Origin of the sequence: Butyricicoccus faecihominis (assembly GCF_024462775.1) — a bacterium.
GTDB lineage: Bacteria > Bacillota > Clostridia > Oscillospirales > Butyricicoccaceae > Agathobaculum > Agathobaculum faecihominis_A.
In genome coordinates this window covers 1-14516 of the sequence record NZ_JANGCE010000001.1, presented here as the reverse complement: position 1 = coordinate 14516, position 14516 = coordinate 1, and the positions used below count along the sequence as shown (strand labels likewise).

Here is a 14516-nt window from a genome sequence, read left to right as displayed (position 1 = left end):
ATCCGTTCCTTACGCAAGATTCTCAGAAAAAAATGTTTCTATTAAATTATATGGAACCCTCCACTCCCGGCCGACTTTCACGGCCGGGAGTTCTCCGTTTTGTATCATTTTCCGTACCTGCTGACGGGTGGTCTTAAGCAGAAGAGCGACCTCCTTGACGGTCAGGATTTCGTTCATGCCCATGGGGCATTCCTCCGGCCATAAGCGGTGGAATTGTGCTGTGAGCCATTGTTTTTCTGTTCCTTATAGATAAAATTATGCAGCTTCCGCACGAGAACCTTTCGGAAGCCCCAATTGCCGTATTGGTCCTCTTGCGGCTGAATCTGGTACTGATCGGAATGGCATTTCAGCTCTGCCTTGTCCATCTCGAACAGACGGCAGACCTCCTCCACCGTATAGAAATCTTTCATGTTGTTGTAATCGATGTACTTCATGATATATTACCTCGTTTTAAAATGAATTGGCGTTTGACGAAATGGAAAGGCGTAACATGCTGCATTTCACCACACTTTATTTCTATGTTGCTCAATTCATTTTAAATAGAGACGCTCCCATCACATTGCAAGCTTAGAGATACGCCCCTATCGCTATTTCCATTTCCAATATTTTAGTTCCACTTCGACCGCATGGTCTTCGACCGTTCGAAGAATTTCAGGCAGACTGGGCATCCGCTTTGCGGCGTAGCCTTTGCGCAGTGGAATTGGATTCAAACCGAGTTTTGCAAATTTGGCTAGGAGATCATCCGTTCTGATATCACGCGCACGCATCCATTTGAAGGCCGCATCGACGGTTTGTCTGCGCTGCACCGTAAGGTACAATAAATTGCGCAAAAAGAAAAAAAAGAGTATGCTTTGCAAAACTCCGGTAGAATGAAGTAGTGACACACCATTCGAAAGGAGCGAGCAAACCATACCTGAAAAAATCGTACAGTTAAATTCTGAGGGCGGAGAGTTTTAGAATGTCGCCATTCTGGTTGCGATCGCCGTCAATGAGGATGGATATCGTGAGGTTCTGAGTATCGCAGAGGGCATGAAGGAGAACAAGACCAGTTGAGCAAGTTTCTTCCAGTGGCTCCGTGAGCGTGACTTGAATGGTGTAAAGCTTATTGTTGTCGACAAATGTCAAGGTATGCTTGAAGCTGCCCATGAGGTGTTTCCGAATACCAAATACCTGCGCTGTACGGTACATTTCTATCATAATATGTTCTCTGTGACGCCGCGCTCTAAGGTAAAGCTGGTAGCCCAAATGCTCAAGGCGATCTATGCCCCAAGGAAGCAAGGAAGCCGCCCAAAAGGTTGAGGATGGGATTGATGAGACCCTGTCTTACTCCATTTTCCCAGCGAGCACCGGACACGCATCCGTACCAACAATGTCATTGAGCGTCTCAACCGGGAAATTCACCGCCGCACCAGAGTGGTAGGTTGCTTCCCGGACGGCAATTCCGCCCTCATGCTGGTCTGTGCTCGGCTTCGCCATGTCGCTGGCTCCCGGTGGAGCAATAAGAAGTATATGAATATGAAGCACACGGAGACTTCCGACGAGGACGTTTCTATTGCCGGCTGACTTCTTCCTTCAGAATCTGCATACCTTTTTGCGCATAATTCTTGACACTACCCAGCTTCTCAAATTCCGTATCGTTTGCTACAGATACCAACGATAATTGTTCACAGTTGAGCCATGTATCGGTATCTTCCTGTCTTTGCATAGACACCTAAACATATTTGTGTTAGAACTTAATGTAGCGTCCGCTAGAGAAACTGCACGAAGTATTTCCACTATCCATTCCGCCGAATCAGAACTGTTCGCTACAAAATTATACAGTATGATTGGGGTTGCGTAGCTATGTAACCGGACTCAAACCTGAGCGTCGAGTGCTACGATGAACACTACCGATAGCTCCGGAGAACGTGGAAACCAATCCACTAACTTCTGCTCATCATATTCCGGAGCGAATCTATTACCAAATGTGGCAGCCTTTTTTGCACCATATGCAATATCTCCTTTGAGGGAAATCGAATTCAAATGGATCTTCTTAATATTCCGAATCTGGCATCGGAATATCCCAATCCGTTTTTAAACGCCAGTCCTTACTTATTTTATCTGCCATATCAAGCAACTGCCGCATATCCTCCGCTTGAATTTTACATTTCGATAATTATGTCAACTGGTCAATCAGATGAAACTGGATCGTAAACATTGTCCGTCTGTCAAAACGATCTAATATCAAAATCCCATAACGATACTCAACTGACGCAATCGCCGTCCTAGCGATGCCCTCCCAATGTGCAAAGCCATTCTTTCTGGTGAATTTTTTTGTGGATCCACCCGAATTGCATGCAGCCGCCAACTTTTTAGGACGCTTAATCTCCTTCGCCGGAGTTGGACCGAGGTCAACACGCAGAATCTAATCAAACTCTCTCTTAAACACAGCCAGCATAATTTTCTCAATCATTGAATCCGGAATTTTCATTCATATAACCTCTATTCATTGCTCTTCAAAACGTAAAAATATTCAAATTATTTATTTTGAGCTTAATTATCTTTAAAATTTAATCTACGCTCTTCCACAACTAGTGGCCTTTTCATCACGCGGTTATTAATGCTCATAATGTATTCTCCGAGCAACCCGATGAAAAACAGTTGAATTGAGCCTAATACCAAAACAGCTAACAGAATTGGCATGGTGCCTGCCGGGAACCTATCCCAATATAGCAGTTTTAGAACCAGATAAATTACAGCGGCTAAAATGCTTAATGCGGACAAAACGAATCCACCAAAAGTGGCAATTCGCAGGCCAATTTTGGTGTAGGATGTAAATGAAAGCATAGCCGCGTCATATAGGCTGTACCAGTTGTTATGTGTTTTGCCGGCACGTCGTTTCGCTTGCTCATAAGGTATATCTTTTCTTGCAAAACCCAACTCAGCTACAATACCTCGTAAAAAAGGCGTTGGATCATCAAGATCTCTCAGTACATCAATGAAGGAGCGGTCATATAGTCCAAACCCTGTGAAGTGCTCTATCTGCTCAACATTGCTCATTTTTTTAATCAGCTTATAGTAACAGGAACGAAGAAAATACATCAGTTTATTTTCTTTGCTGGTCGTTTTGATACCGCAAACGATTTTATAGCCGTTTTCCCACTCAGCAACAAACTTCGGGAGCATATCAACCGGATCCTGAAAGTCGCAGCAAAGACAAATCACGCAGTCCCCTGTCGTCTGACACATTGCATAATAGGGCGAGTTAAATTGACCAAAGTTTTTTGTATTTAAAATCGCTCTAATTTTTTTATTTCCCGCGCAAATTCCCTCCAGAAGAATCCTGGTCTTGTCAGTGGAACCATTATCAATAAACAAAATTTCATAATCATATTGAGACAACTGTTCTGTCAGTATTTTAACGACCGCTTCGCTGATCGGCACCACATTTTCTTCTTCATTATAGCAGGGAATCATAACGCTTATTTTTATCATTTTTGCAACCTCGCCGTCTTATACCATTCCACGGTCCTGCGTATTCCTTCATCGAAATCAACTTGGGGATGGAACCCGATATCTCTTATTAAATCTGAAGTATCGGCGCACAAATACATCAGTTGATTCTCCCCATAAGGCCGCGCTCCCAGATTGGGCGATACTTTATTGTCACAGGCTTCTGCGATCTTGATTATATACTCTTTCAATGGATGGGCCTGTCCGCTGCCGAGCGGGTAAACATGTCCGTCTTGACCGCTCTCCGCCAGTTTTAACAGCGCTGTCGCCGCGTCGTCACAGTATAGATAATCCCACAACTGCTCTCCTGCAGTAAAGTGGCCTGCATCGCCCTTTAAGAACGCTGCAATTGCCGATTGAATCAGCGTAAACGGATTATCCCCTATCCCGTAAACGCTTAATATCCTGCACCATATGTGCTTCATCCCAAGCTGGTGCGCGTGCAGTCTACTAAGCCCACCCGCAGCCAATTTTGCAATTCCATACCCGCTTTCAGGAAAAGTCGGAGTATCAGCGCGAAGCATTTCATTGGTGCGTCCATATTCCGCCTGTGATCCCGCACCGATAAACACTTTGCAATGCAGGCGATGGGCCAATTCCACAGCGTCTAATGTATGCTGAATGTTTGCATTTTGTAAACTGCTATCGTTTCTTGCGTTTCCATAAATACCTTCCCACCCAAAGTGGAAAAATGCATCACAGCAAGATATTGCGCTGATATCCAATGTAGGCAATTCAGCTAAAGCACATGGTACAATAGTGAGCAAGTTATCCCGCGGCAAATCTTTAACCCTAGGAGATTGTGGTCTTAAAAGGGCCAATACTTCAATTTGATTTTTAATACAGCTTCTTATCAGCGATGTACCTATTAATCCAGTAGCTCCAGTAATTGCAATTCGTTTCATCGATCAAGTATTCCTTCATATAGATGATATTTTAGCAATATGCCTTTCGGATAGTAGAGTCTTAAGGCCTGTTTTATTACTTTCTAAATGCCCAAAGTTTGTTTAACAGAAAGTTTAATGGTATAGTAATAATCAAATTAATTATAGGTGCAATACCTTCGGATATACCCAATTTTTCAACCCAAACATAAAGCAATGCGACCCCAAACAAATACGTTCCGCCATAAGATAAAAACACTTTAAAATACGCCACTATTTGCGCTGATAATCCAACTTGTCGCGTATTCATAAAAACATATTTACTATTCCAGTAATAAGCATTGGTAACACTTATTATAAATCCAATTAAATTTGAAATTTGATAATGCCAGTGTAAACCATAGAAACAAAGCCAGTACACACCCAAAGAAATAATTGTGTTTGATAAACCTACAATACCAAATTTTACAAATTGCCAAGCTGTTTTACCCAGTCTTGCTGATAACATAATTGGTAAGGAATCCTTTAATTTTTTCATCTTATTTGCTTCCCCAATGAAACATATGATTATAAAACATTTTAATCATAGCAAATATCTATAAGGGTTTGCAACAAATTCCGAGACATTAACGGATCTTGATCGTAGATAGGCTTTCCCATCGATAGTTTAGGGAGGACATATGTAGTATCATCAAGTTGTACTTCCAAAAAAAGTGTTTGCTGATCCATAAGCATCGGTTTATATTGTTCAATACCCAAAGCTGTTTCACAGTGCCCATATCGCAAACCGTAGGCTTTGGCAATGGCCTCAAAGTTTGGAGTAAGATACCCCTTCTCTGCCTTGGTTTGCATAAAATTAGAATCAAAATACATTTCCTGAAAATGCCGAATCATTCCAAGACTGTTATTATTAATTAAGATAATTTTTAGAGGAATACTTTCTCGAGCTACAAACTCCAGTTCTTGTATGTTCATTTGTAGGCCGCCATCACCTACAATGCAAATTGTCGCTCTCCGTTGCGAAAAATATGCACCAATTGCAGCAGGCAATGCATATCCCATAGCACCATGCCCACCCGAAAAAAGAACCATTTGTTGTTCGCTATGCATCAAGCATTGTGCGGTCCATACCTGGTTTTGCCCGACATCAGTTGTTATAACTGCATCATTTGGAAGACACGATCCTAATTGAGCAATCATTTCAGTCGGCTTTGATTGATCCAAATTACCGAGGAGCTTTTTTATTCGATTACATTTTGTAATCCAAGTGGGATAAACACCTAATTGCGTTCGCTTAAGAATAGCCGGTAATAGATCTCGTAAATCAGCCGTAACTTGTATTTCTTTATTACTGATTCGGTTACTGAATTCATTTGCGTCGATATCGATTCTATAAATTACAGTGTCGGGTGCAAATTTAGTTAAATCATTTCCCGTCTGTCGACAATCCAAACGGCTACCCAAAGAAATAATTAAATCACTATTGCATATTATAAAATTTGCACTGCGATTTCCATATGCTCCAATAAAACCATAGTTTAGCAAATCATCTGTCGCAAGTATTCCACACCCAATCATACTGGTTACGACAGGAACATTCAACAAATGTGCTATTTGCCGAAATTCAGATGCGCATCCTGATGTAACAATTCCACCTCCTGCTAAAATAACAGGACGCTTTGCATTTTTAAGTAGCCCTAGCATTTCTTCAGCGATAAAAGTATAGTCCGGCTTTTCGCTTTCAGGCTGACAGAATTTCTTAATCACTGGTATATCAATATCTGCGCGAAAAATATCCATAGGCACATCAAGTAACACTGGACCAGGACGTCCACTAGAACAAAGATATACCGCTTTTTCAAGTACATATCGAATTTGATTCGGATCATCAATCCGAACTGCATATTTTGTTACCGGAGTCACAATGGCAACAATATCTGTTTCTTGAAATCCTTTTTGCCGTAGTGGCATTTTACCTCTGGCCTCATACGTATTGACCTGACCGGTTATAAACAAAGTAGGTATTGAATCAAAATATGCATTCGCAATACCTGTAATTAAATTTGTTGCACCAGGTCCGCTCGTTGCATAGGCTACACCGAAAGGCCCGCCTGCTTGTGCATAACCACAAGCGCAAAATGCAGAAGCTTGTTCATGATAGTTTACATGAGCAGAAATTTTATCGCGATATCGATCCAGCGAATCCATAAAATGCGTCACCATTCCGCCAGGGTATCCAAAAATATCAGTAACACCCTGCGCAATTAAGAATTCAACAATATAGTCACTGAGTTTCATGTCAATACGTCCTTTTCAGCGGCTTTCCGAATAATGCTTGCCATATAATCAATCACTTCATCCGTCATCCCCGGATAAACGCCAACCCAAAACGTGTTTGTCATAATTCGGTCTGTATTTTCCAAGTTTCCAACCGCGCGATAGCCCTTCCCAGTTTTGCGCATCTCATCAAAACATGGGTGTTTCGTGAGATTGCCGGCAAACAGCATACGTGTTTGTACGCCGTGCGCTTCGACATATTCTACCACTGCGTTTCTGTCTACGCCTTCCCGGCACGTCAGCAAAAAGCCAAACCAGCTTGGATCGCTGTTTGGACAAGCTTTCGGCAGAATTAGCTTATCATCAAGTCCCTGCAAGGCATCCTTCAGTCGGGTAAAATTGTGCTTTCGGCGCTCTACAAACTGCGGAAACTTTTCTATTTGAGCGCAACCGACAGCTGCCTGCAAATCGGTTGCTTTTAAATTGTATCCAAAGTGCGAATAGACGTATTTGTGGTCATATCCCAAAGGAAGCTCTCCATATTGTCTGTCGAATCGGTGCCCACACTTATTATCGCAGCCAGATGGGCAGATACAGTCACGGCCCCAATCACGGAAGGAACGAATAATTTTATTGAGAAGCGCATTATTGGTATAGACAGCCCCCCCTTCGCCCATCGTCATATGATGCGGCGGATAAAAACTCGACGTACCAATATCGCCAAAAGTGCCGGTAAACTGTATTTTTCCGTCAAGCGTATAGCGCGATCCCAAGGCGTCACAGTTGTCCTCCACCAGCCAAAGTCCATGCTGATCGCAAAATGTCTTAACCACGGCCAGATTGAACGGATTGCCCAAGGTATGCGCGATCATCACCGCCTTGGTTTTATCCGACAGGGCCTGTTCCAGCATCGTGACATCAATGTTGTACTGCGGGATCGTCACATCTACAAATACCGGCACCGCGCCAAACTGGATGGCAGGAGTAACCGTAGTTGGAAAGCCACAAGCTACCGTAATGATTTCATCGCCTGGCTTTACCGCTTTTTCGCCAAGCAGCGGTGAGGTCAACGTCATAAATGCCAGCAAGTTCGCCGATGAGCCGGAATTGACCAAAGAACAGTATTTCACGCCCAAATATGCAGCCAGATCGTGTTCAAACTTATCGGTATACCGCCCTGCAGTCAGCCAGAACTCCAACGCTGAATCAACCAAGTTCACCATTTCTTTTTCGTCATACACACGGGAAGCATAAGGGATCCGCTGCCCTGCTTCAAACGGTGCTTTGACATTGTGATACCGCTTGCAGTAGTCCGCAACCGTCTGCAGTATCTGTTCCCGCGCCTGCTGCTCCGTCATATTTTCAAACATCAAGATTTCCTCCGATATACTCTTGGATTTGCCGGCTCATACACGCCGCAATATCGCCGCCGTCCTGCCATACGCGAGTCCACTCCACCGTCTTGTCAATCGCTTGAGCAATGTGCCAGCGCGGCTTCCAATCAAACACCGCTTTCAACTTCGAGCAGTCCAGCTTAAGAAAATTTGCCTCATGCGGCCCGCCTACATAGCGGTTCTCCCACGCCTGCCCGTTGCCCCATGTGCTACAAAACAAATTGACCAACGTGCCCGTCGTAACGCAATCACATTCATCCGGTCCGACGTTGTAATAGCCTGCAAAGGACGCATCCTCATACTGCTTCTGCGCGATCATCAAATAAGCAAATAACGGCTCCAATACATGCTGATACGGCCGCGTGGAATGCGGATTCCGCACAATAATGCGTTCTCCCTTGACAGCTGCGCGCACGCAGTCCGGTATGATGCGGTCGTTCGCAAAGTCTCCGCCGCCGATTACATTGCCTGCGCGGGCAGTCGAAATCGCCGTGCAACTTTCTACAAAGAAGCTGTTCTTGTAGCTGTGCGTGACCAGCTCCGAACAAGATTTCGAGTTGGAATACGGGTCAAATCCATCGAGTGGCTCGTTCTCCCGGTACCCCCAGACCCATTCTTTGTTTTGATATACCTTGTCCGTCGTCACATTAAGAAAAGAGCGAACGTTCGGATGCTTCCTGACGCACTCCAACATATGTACCGTGCCCATTACATTAGTTTCATAGGTATAGACCGGCTCCCGATAGCTATCCCGCACAATCGGCTGCGCCGCCAAATGCAAAATTATTTCTGGATTTGTCTCCTCAAACACCTGCTGTAGCTTGTCCATATCCCGGATGTCGCCAATAACGGACTGCATCTGTTTTTCCACACTAGCAAGGGAAAAGAGGTTGGGCTGCGTAGGAGGTTTCAAGGAATATCCCGTTACATTCGCTCCGGCATCCAGCAAAATTTTACACAGCCAGGTGCCCTTAAAGCCGGTGTGTCCTGTGACGAACACCTTCTTGCCACGATAAAAATCCCAATTCATTTATCTTCCCATACCTTCCATGGAGCGTTCCCGGAGTCCCACAGTTCCTCCAGCTTGTCCATTTCCCGCTTGGTATCCATACACTGCCAGAATCCGGGATGAAAATAGGCCTTTAATTGTCCCGCAGCTGCCAGTCGCTCCAGCGGTTGTTTTTCAAACACAGTGGCGTCGCCTTCAATATAGTCGAATATCTGCGGCTCCAAAACCATATAGCCCGCATTGATTCTAGCGCCATCTAATGTGGACTTTTCCCGAAAAGACCGAATGGTATTATCCTCTTCAATATCTAATACGCCGAAACGCTGATCCACGTTAACTGAGGTAAGAGTAGCCAACTTTCCATGAGCCTTGTGGAACGCAGCTAATGCGCAGATGTCTACGTTGGAAACACCGTCACCATATGTGAGCATAAAAGGTTCGTCGCCCACATAACGCTGAATTCGCTTCACTCGCCCACCAGTCATGGTGTTTAGCCCTGTATCCACTACCGTCACCTTCCAAGGCTCCGAATGCTGGTCGTGGACGATAATGTTATCTCCCTGCGTAAAATCAAATGTAATATCGCTGGTATGTAAAAAATAGTCGGCGAACCACTCCTTGATGATATGCTGCTTGTATCCAGCGCAGATAATAAATTCGTTAAATCCATAGTGGGAATATTCCTTCATAATATGCCAAAGCAGAGGCATTCCGCCAATCTCCAGCATCGGTTTAGGCTTGAGCTGGGATTCTTCGGAAATGCGGGTGCCAAACCCACCGGCAAGAATAACAGCTTTCATGTTACGACCCCTTTTCTTTAAACGTTATAATCCCGTTAGTTTGCTTCTGAGGATTTCTCGAGAACTTCTTTCACAGTCTTTTTTACGCGAAGGAGTAGAACAACGCGCCAACCGGCATATCCCACCAGTATGGCGACAGTAAGTCCGGTGACGGCAAGTCCAGCGACAAAGGAATCCGGCCGGTAGATCAGTTCAATCTCATGCTCACCCGGCCCGACTAACACGCCCTTGCGGTCAAAGTCGACGGTTAAAATATCTGTCTCAACGCCATCCACTGTCGCCTTCCATCCGGGCGCGTCCGATTCCGTAATCACGACAAGGCCTGTCTGGTCGCTCTGCGTGCGGTAGCAGATGGTGTTATGCTTATATTCCAGCACCTCGACATAGCTCGGATTCTCGGGCGCGCGAATCTCTTCCAGCGCCGACCCTGTGTCGGCCTCGATTTGCTTTCCTGTGCTCTCGTCAATTAAAGCGGTGGCCGCAACGTCAAAGGCGGGGTCGCTCAACAGAGTAAGAGTCTCCTGCGGGCCGAATCCATCCGGATATTCTAAGAAATCGTAGACCAGCCAAGCGGGACCAAGGGAGGGCGTTTCATATATTTTCACAGAGAGCGTCTCGTCGGAATCAAAATCGGGATAGATCCCATCCACCGTCGTTAAATATTTACATCCCAGATTTTCCACATATTCAGAAGATTCGTCTGCGGGAAGAAACCAATACTCAATATTTTGCAGGGCGATTCGTTTATCCATCTGCAATGACGAATGCACGTCTGTCGTTTTCATATAGATGGGATTCCAGTAATCTACAATATTACTGAAACTTAGATAAGCAGAACTGTCTGTCGGCAGGACCTGAGTCGCGCCCCAAGTCGTAATCCGAACCGGAGCCTTTGCATTTGAATTTCCGACCGCCTCAAACAGGCGGTTATCCTGCGCCAGAATCCGCTGCATCCTCTCCGTCGCTTCCTCCGACGTTAGAAACGTCTCAGAAGAAAAGCCGGCGCGAAAAGCCAGAGCGTTCTGCGCTGTTAATGTCAGAACCAATGCCACCGTGACTGTTACGGCGGCTGTCCGTCGATAGGCGGACAGCCATTTCAGGGTGGCTAACATCAGCAAAATCAAAAGAACTCCCACCGCGTTGTACTTTTCAATTCGATTCGGCAAAAGCACGGATATAAGAACCACACCCTCCACGGCAACCAGAAGCGGCACGTTGTAAAAGGTTTCTTTGAGCGGCATCTTAGGTTTGTTCGCCGCATCTAACAGAGCGTCAAGTCCCAAGCCCCCCAAAACGCCGATTCCAATAAATAATGTAAAACCAAACAGAAACGGTTCCCGAATTTGATTGACGAACGGAATATAGTAGAAAATATCATGAAATCCCACTGCAAAAGACCCCAGCAGGGCGATGGCAACCGTTACCTTTCCAAAAATCAAACCGACCCGTTTCTCATAGCATTCGACTCTCGTCAACGGACACGGCGGTAGACCGGACAAGGTTGGATCATTCCGTTCCGCCCCTTGCGCGGTAGGCGGGGCGGGCTCGGCATACTTTGCAAAAAAGCCAAGGATGGAAAAAAAAACACCGCACAGCCCCACAGCCAGAGTTCCAAAATAGCTGACGTTTACGTTTCGCAGTTCTCCACTTTGAGCCAAGTCTTTTATAAAAGCCCAAAACGGCAGGGGCTCACCGGGCCGTAAAATTCCAATATCATTTACAAAGCGGCTGTTGATCCCCGTCTGCACCAAGGTGGGAAAAAGGGAAAGAGCGGCCAAGCCGACGCCCACGCATCCCGCAAGCAAAAATTTAAGCGTGATCCGAACCATTGTGGCACGCTGGCGCCGGTTCACCCAGAGATATGTAAAATAGAGGACGGCCCACAGTAAAACGACCAGCACCGGACCCTGCGCCAGTCCGGAGAGCAGCATGAAAGCTAAGATCACGCCTGTCAGGATTGATCTCCAGCTAAAGACCGGCACGCGATCCTTAGCCAGATAGACGGCGCTTGCAAGCAACGGCGAAGCATAGGACAGCGCAAAAAGTAGAGAGGACCACGCGGTAAGGGAAAGGATTCCACCGCCGATTCCGCAGGCGCAGGCGCCGGCAATCGCGGATATCCGGCGGCAGCCACACCCTCTGCACAGGGCGTAGAGCCCGATTTGCAGAAGCCAAACATGCAGGATGATCGCCGCTTCTCTGATGGCAAAAGAGACCCCACCGTACTCCGCAGGAAAAAACGGAAGCAATAGATAGATGATCGGATAAAACGGTGCAGTCAAATTATGGAAACCGGAGATGCCACCCCAATAATATGGATTCCAAAGGGGCAACTCCCCACTTCCCCTCAGCGATTGAGCGGCGAAAGCAAAGGGCGAAAAATGATATCCCGCGACGTCGCCGCCCAAACCAGCAACATACCGATTATTTACAAAAGGGATGCAGCTAACAGTGAGAAACAGAAGCACGATTAGCAGCGTGATACAAACGGATCTTATTTTGTGGCGGAACACGGCGTTTTTCCCGATCGCGGGTGCGGAATTTTTATAATGCATCAAATCTTCTCCTACTTTTCGTTTTGTGAATATGGTTTCATATATCCCCGCATTTTCAGGAATCCCCGCTGCCGCCTTTTTATGAGCACGACAGATCCGACAAAAATACGCTGAGCTGCCGGATATCGTCGCCGTCGGCGGGGAAGTCCCGCTCCATAACGATGGACACGTCCAAAAGCGCGTCCGGCTCCACAGGGATGTCCAGCACGGTTGTTTCCCCGATCAGGGCAAATTCCTGCGCGTCCCCGTTCACTGTGATCACGCCGGACATGGTTTGATACTCCTCTTTCGGCTGATACAGTTCCACATGAGGCAGTCCATCCTCACCGGAACGGATCTGGAAAGCGCTCTCTTTTGCCAGCCAGCCATCGGAATAGATGCCGGTAATGTTTAAATTATCAGGCTGTCCATAAAACATTCCCCAGTGTTTTTTCCGGAGAATCGGAATCGCCCGATTGACAATCTTAAGGGAGTTAGCTTGTGTAATTGCCCAATTATCCCTTTCCGCAAATCCATTCGGATTCGCCAGAACCATTCGATTAAGATTCTCCTGATACAATTTGCTCAATATCAATTTCCTATGGTGTAACATTTTCTTCTGAAGCGATCGCAGTCGGCATCAGTCCAATTAGCATGCATAAAACTATAATAGCCGATTTTATTCTTTTTCCCATGAGGGTCCCCCCCCCTATTTTGTTTAATGATCAATTTATGTCGATTTCTAAGACACGTTGATATTGGTCGGAATATGTTTCCCAATCTATGTAATCTTAATATTAAGAAGTGATTACATTTTTTCCCTAAAAGCAAAAAAACGCTGGCCTAAATAATTAAGACCTGTAAATAAACACATGCCGACAAGCATGGAAACATTGTCCCGCACAGCTACTGTTGCTCCCGCAAGCATGTATAAACAAAGCGGTTTTGCAATACCGTAGGCTAACATATAGCACACCATGATATTGATTGCAAAACGTGCTATTTGTTTCCAGTCCCTATCCTTATTTTGAAAAGTAAAATACTTGTTTAAAAAAAAGCTTAAGATGCTAGTCAATATATAGTTTGCCGCAGAGCTTAACCAGTAAGAGGAATGCGCAAAATTATAAAGGCCGAACATAATAGCGGTGCCGATCAATGTATTCTCAACGCCGACAAGCAAGAATTTCAGAAGCTTACGGTCGAGAAAGCGAATCATTTAACGCCCTCCTCCGTTTCACGGACTATGTAAATGGGGCGTTTCTTTGTTTCTAAATATGTTTTAGATAAATACTGTCCCAAAATACCTGTACAAAATAGTTGAATACCTCCGATAAACAGAATGACACACATTATAGAAGGATATCCACCTACCGTTTCGCCGAACGCTAATGTTTTGAACACAATTATGCATATATAGATAAAAGTGATAAAACAAAGCAGAAAGCCTAGAATAGAAGCAATCGCTAATGGTGCTGTTGAAAAAGCAACAATCCCTTCGAGTGAATACAAAAACAGTTTCCAAAACGACCATTTGGTTTCACCGGCAACGCGTTCAACATTGACATACGGCAGCCACTTGGTTTTAAATCCAACCCATCCAAAGATTCCTTTTGAGAAGCGATTATACTCACGCATGGATAGGATTGCATCCACCATTGTACGTCGCATAAGGCGAAAATCCCGTGCACCATCTATAATATCAGCATCCGATATTTTGTTGATGAGCTTGTAAAAGCAGCGTGCAAAAAAACTGCGTATTGGTGGTTCTCCCTCACGAGTGACACGCCGGGTCGCCACGCTGTCATATTCTCCAGACAGTAGCAATTCATACATTTCTGGAAGCAATGACGGCGGATCTTGCATATCCGCATCCATCACGGCGACATAGTCTCCAGTGCTGGCTTCCAAACCAGCAAACATCGCGGCTTCTTTTCCAAAATTGCGAGAAAAAGAAATAAAGCGAACACGGTCATCTTGCAACGCAAAACTGCGCAGCAATTCAAGCGTGCTATCACATGAACCATCATCAATAAATATAATCTCGGCATCCAACGCGTAAGCCGTATTCAGCTTGGCAGCCTCGTCCACAATTGCGCTGTAAAAATGCGGAAGGGATTCCTGCTCAT

Annotated in this window: 15 protein-coding genes and 1 pseudogene; 1 reads left to right on the top strand and 15 read right to left on the bottom strand. The window is 45.4% G+C overall.

What is annotated here, in order from left to right:
* Positions 1 to 9: 9 nt before the first annotated feature.
* From NE562_RS00075 to NE562_RS17860, 4 genes are all read right to left on the bottom strand, one after another.
* Positions 10 to 183, bottom strand: a complete 174-nt coding sequence (locus tag NE562_RS00075; protein ID WP_280960343.1) for a helix-turn-helix domain-containing protein — start codon at positions 181 to 183, stop codon at positions 10 to 12.
* The gene (locus NE562_RS00070) at positions 174 to 434 is read right to left on the bottom strand and encodes a hypothetical protein (RefSeq protein WP_280960342.1); all 261 of its coding nucleotides are present in this window, start codon (positions 432 to 434) and stop codon (positions 174 to 176) included. The genes NE562_RS00075 and NE562_RS00070 overlap by 10 nt, the downstream gene beginning before the upstream one ends.
* Positions 435 to 587: 153 nt before the next feature.
* Complete coding sequence (locus NE562_RS00065) at positions 588 to 818, bottom strand: hypothetical protein (protein ID WP_280960341.1); 231 nt, start codon at positions 816 to 818, stop codon at positions 588 to 590.
* 112 nt (positions 819 to 930) lie between these two features.
* Positions 931 to 1146, bottom strand: coding sequence for a hypothetical protein (locus NE562_RS17860; protein WP_419195980.1), 216 nt, complete (start codon positions 1144 to 1146; stop codon positions 931 to 933).
* Between NE562_RS17860 and NE562_RS17855 the strand changes: the two are divergent.
* Positions 1087 to 1465, top strand: a pseudogene (locus tag NE562_RS17855) (transposase); the annotation flags it as partial. The gene NE562_RS17860 and the pseudogene NE562_RS17855 sit on opposite strands and share 60 nt — an antisense overlap.
* A gap of 1067 nt (positions 1466 to 2532) precedes the next feature.
* Here NE562_RS17855 and NE562_RS00055 read toward each other — a convergent pair.
* The 11 genes from NE562_RS00055 to NE562_RS00005 form a co-directional block, all read right to left on the bottom strand.
* Entirely contained in the window at positions 2533 to 3474 is a 942-nt protein-coding gene (locus NE562_RS00055) for a glycosyltransferase family 2 protein (RefSeq protein WP_280960340.1), read from the bottom strand.
* Positions 3471 to 4397 carry an NAD-dependent epimerase/dehydratase family protein gene (locus tag NE562_RS00050; protein ID WP_280960339.1) on the bottom strand — a complete coding sequence of 309 codons (927 nt, stop codon included), beginning with the start codon at positions 4395 to 4397 and terminating at the stop codon, positions 3471 to 3473. The genes NE562_RS00055 and NE562_RS00050 overlap by 4 nt, the downstream gene beginning before the upstream one ends.
* 76 nt (positions 4398 to 4473) lie before the next feature.
* A complete protein-coding gene (locus NE562_RS00045; protein ID WP_280960338.1) occupies positions 4474 to 4914 on the bottom strand; it encodes a GtrA family protein in 441 nt (146 codons plus the stop codon).
* A gap of 41 nt (positions 4915 to 4955) precedes the next feature.
* Positions 4956 to 6674, bottom strand: coding sequence for a thiamine pyrophosphate-binding protein (locus NE562_RS00040; protein WP_280960337.1), 1719 nt, complete (start codon positions 6672 to 6674; stop codon positions 4956 to 4958).
* Positions 6671 to 8023, bottom strand: a complete 1353-nt coding sequence (rfbH, locus tag NE562_RS00035) for a lipopolysaccharide biosynthesis protein RfbH (protein ID WP_280960336.1) — start codon at positions 8021 to 8023, stop codon at positions 6671 to 6673. The genes NE562_RS00040 and rfbH overlap by 4 nt, the downstream gene beginning before the upstream one ends.
* Positions 8016 to 9077 carry a CDP-glucose 4,6-dehydratase gene (gene rfbG, locus NE562_RS00030; protein ID WP_280960335.1) on the bottom strand — a complete coding sequence of 354 codons (1062 nt, stop codon included), beginning with the start codon at positions 9075 to 9077 and terminating at the stop codon, positions 8016 to 8018. The genes rfbH and rfbG overlap by 8 nt, the downstream gene beginning before the upstream one ends.
* Complete coding sequence (gene rfbF, locus NE562_RS00025; protein WP_280960334.1) at positions 9074 to 9856, bottom strand: glucose-1-phosphate cytidylyltransferase; 783 nt, start codon at positions 9854 to 9856, stop codon at positions 9074 to 9076. Before rfbF ends, rfbG begins: the two co-directional genes overlap by 4 nt.
* A gap of 35 nt (positions 9857 to 9891) precedes the next feature.
* Complete coding sequence (locus NE562_RS00020) at positions 9892 to 12411, bottom strand: YfhO family protein (RefSeq protein WP_280960333.1); 2520 nt, start codon at positions 12409 to 12411, stop codon at positions 9892 to 9894.
* A 79-nt stretch (positions 12412 to 12490) separates the two neighbouring features.
* Complete coding sequence (locus NE562_RS00015) at positions 12491 to 12829, bottom strand: hypothetical protein (protein ID WP_280960332.1); 339 nt, start codon at positions 12827 to 12829, stop codon at positions 12491 to 12493.
* Between the two features lie 369 nt (positions 12830 to 13198).
* The gene (locus tag NE562_RS00010; RefSeq protein WP_280960331.1) at positions 13199 to 13606 is read right to left on the bottom strand and encodes a GtrA family protein; all 408 of its coding nucleotides are present in this window, start codon (positions 13604 to 13606) and stop codon (positions 13199 to 13201) included.
* On the bottom strand, positions 13603 to 14516 hold a 914-nt coding region (locus tag NE562_RS00005; RefSeq protein WP_280960330.1), incomplete at its 5' end, for a glycosyltransferase family 2 protein. The genes NE562_RS00005 and NE562_RS00010, both read right to left, overlap by 4 nt.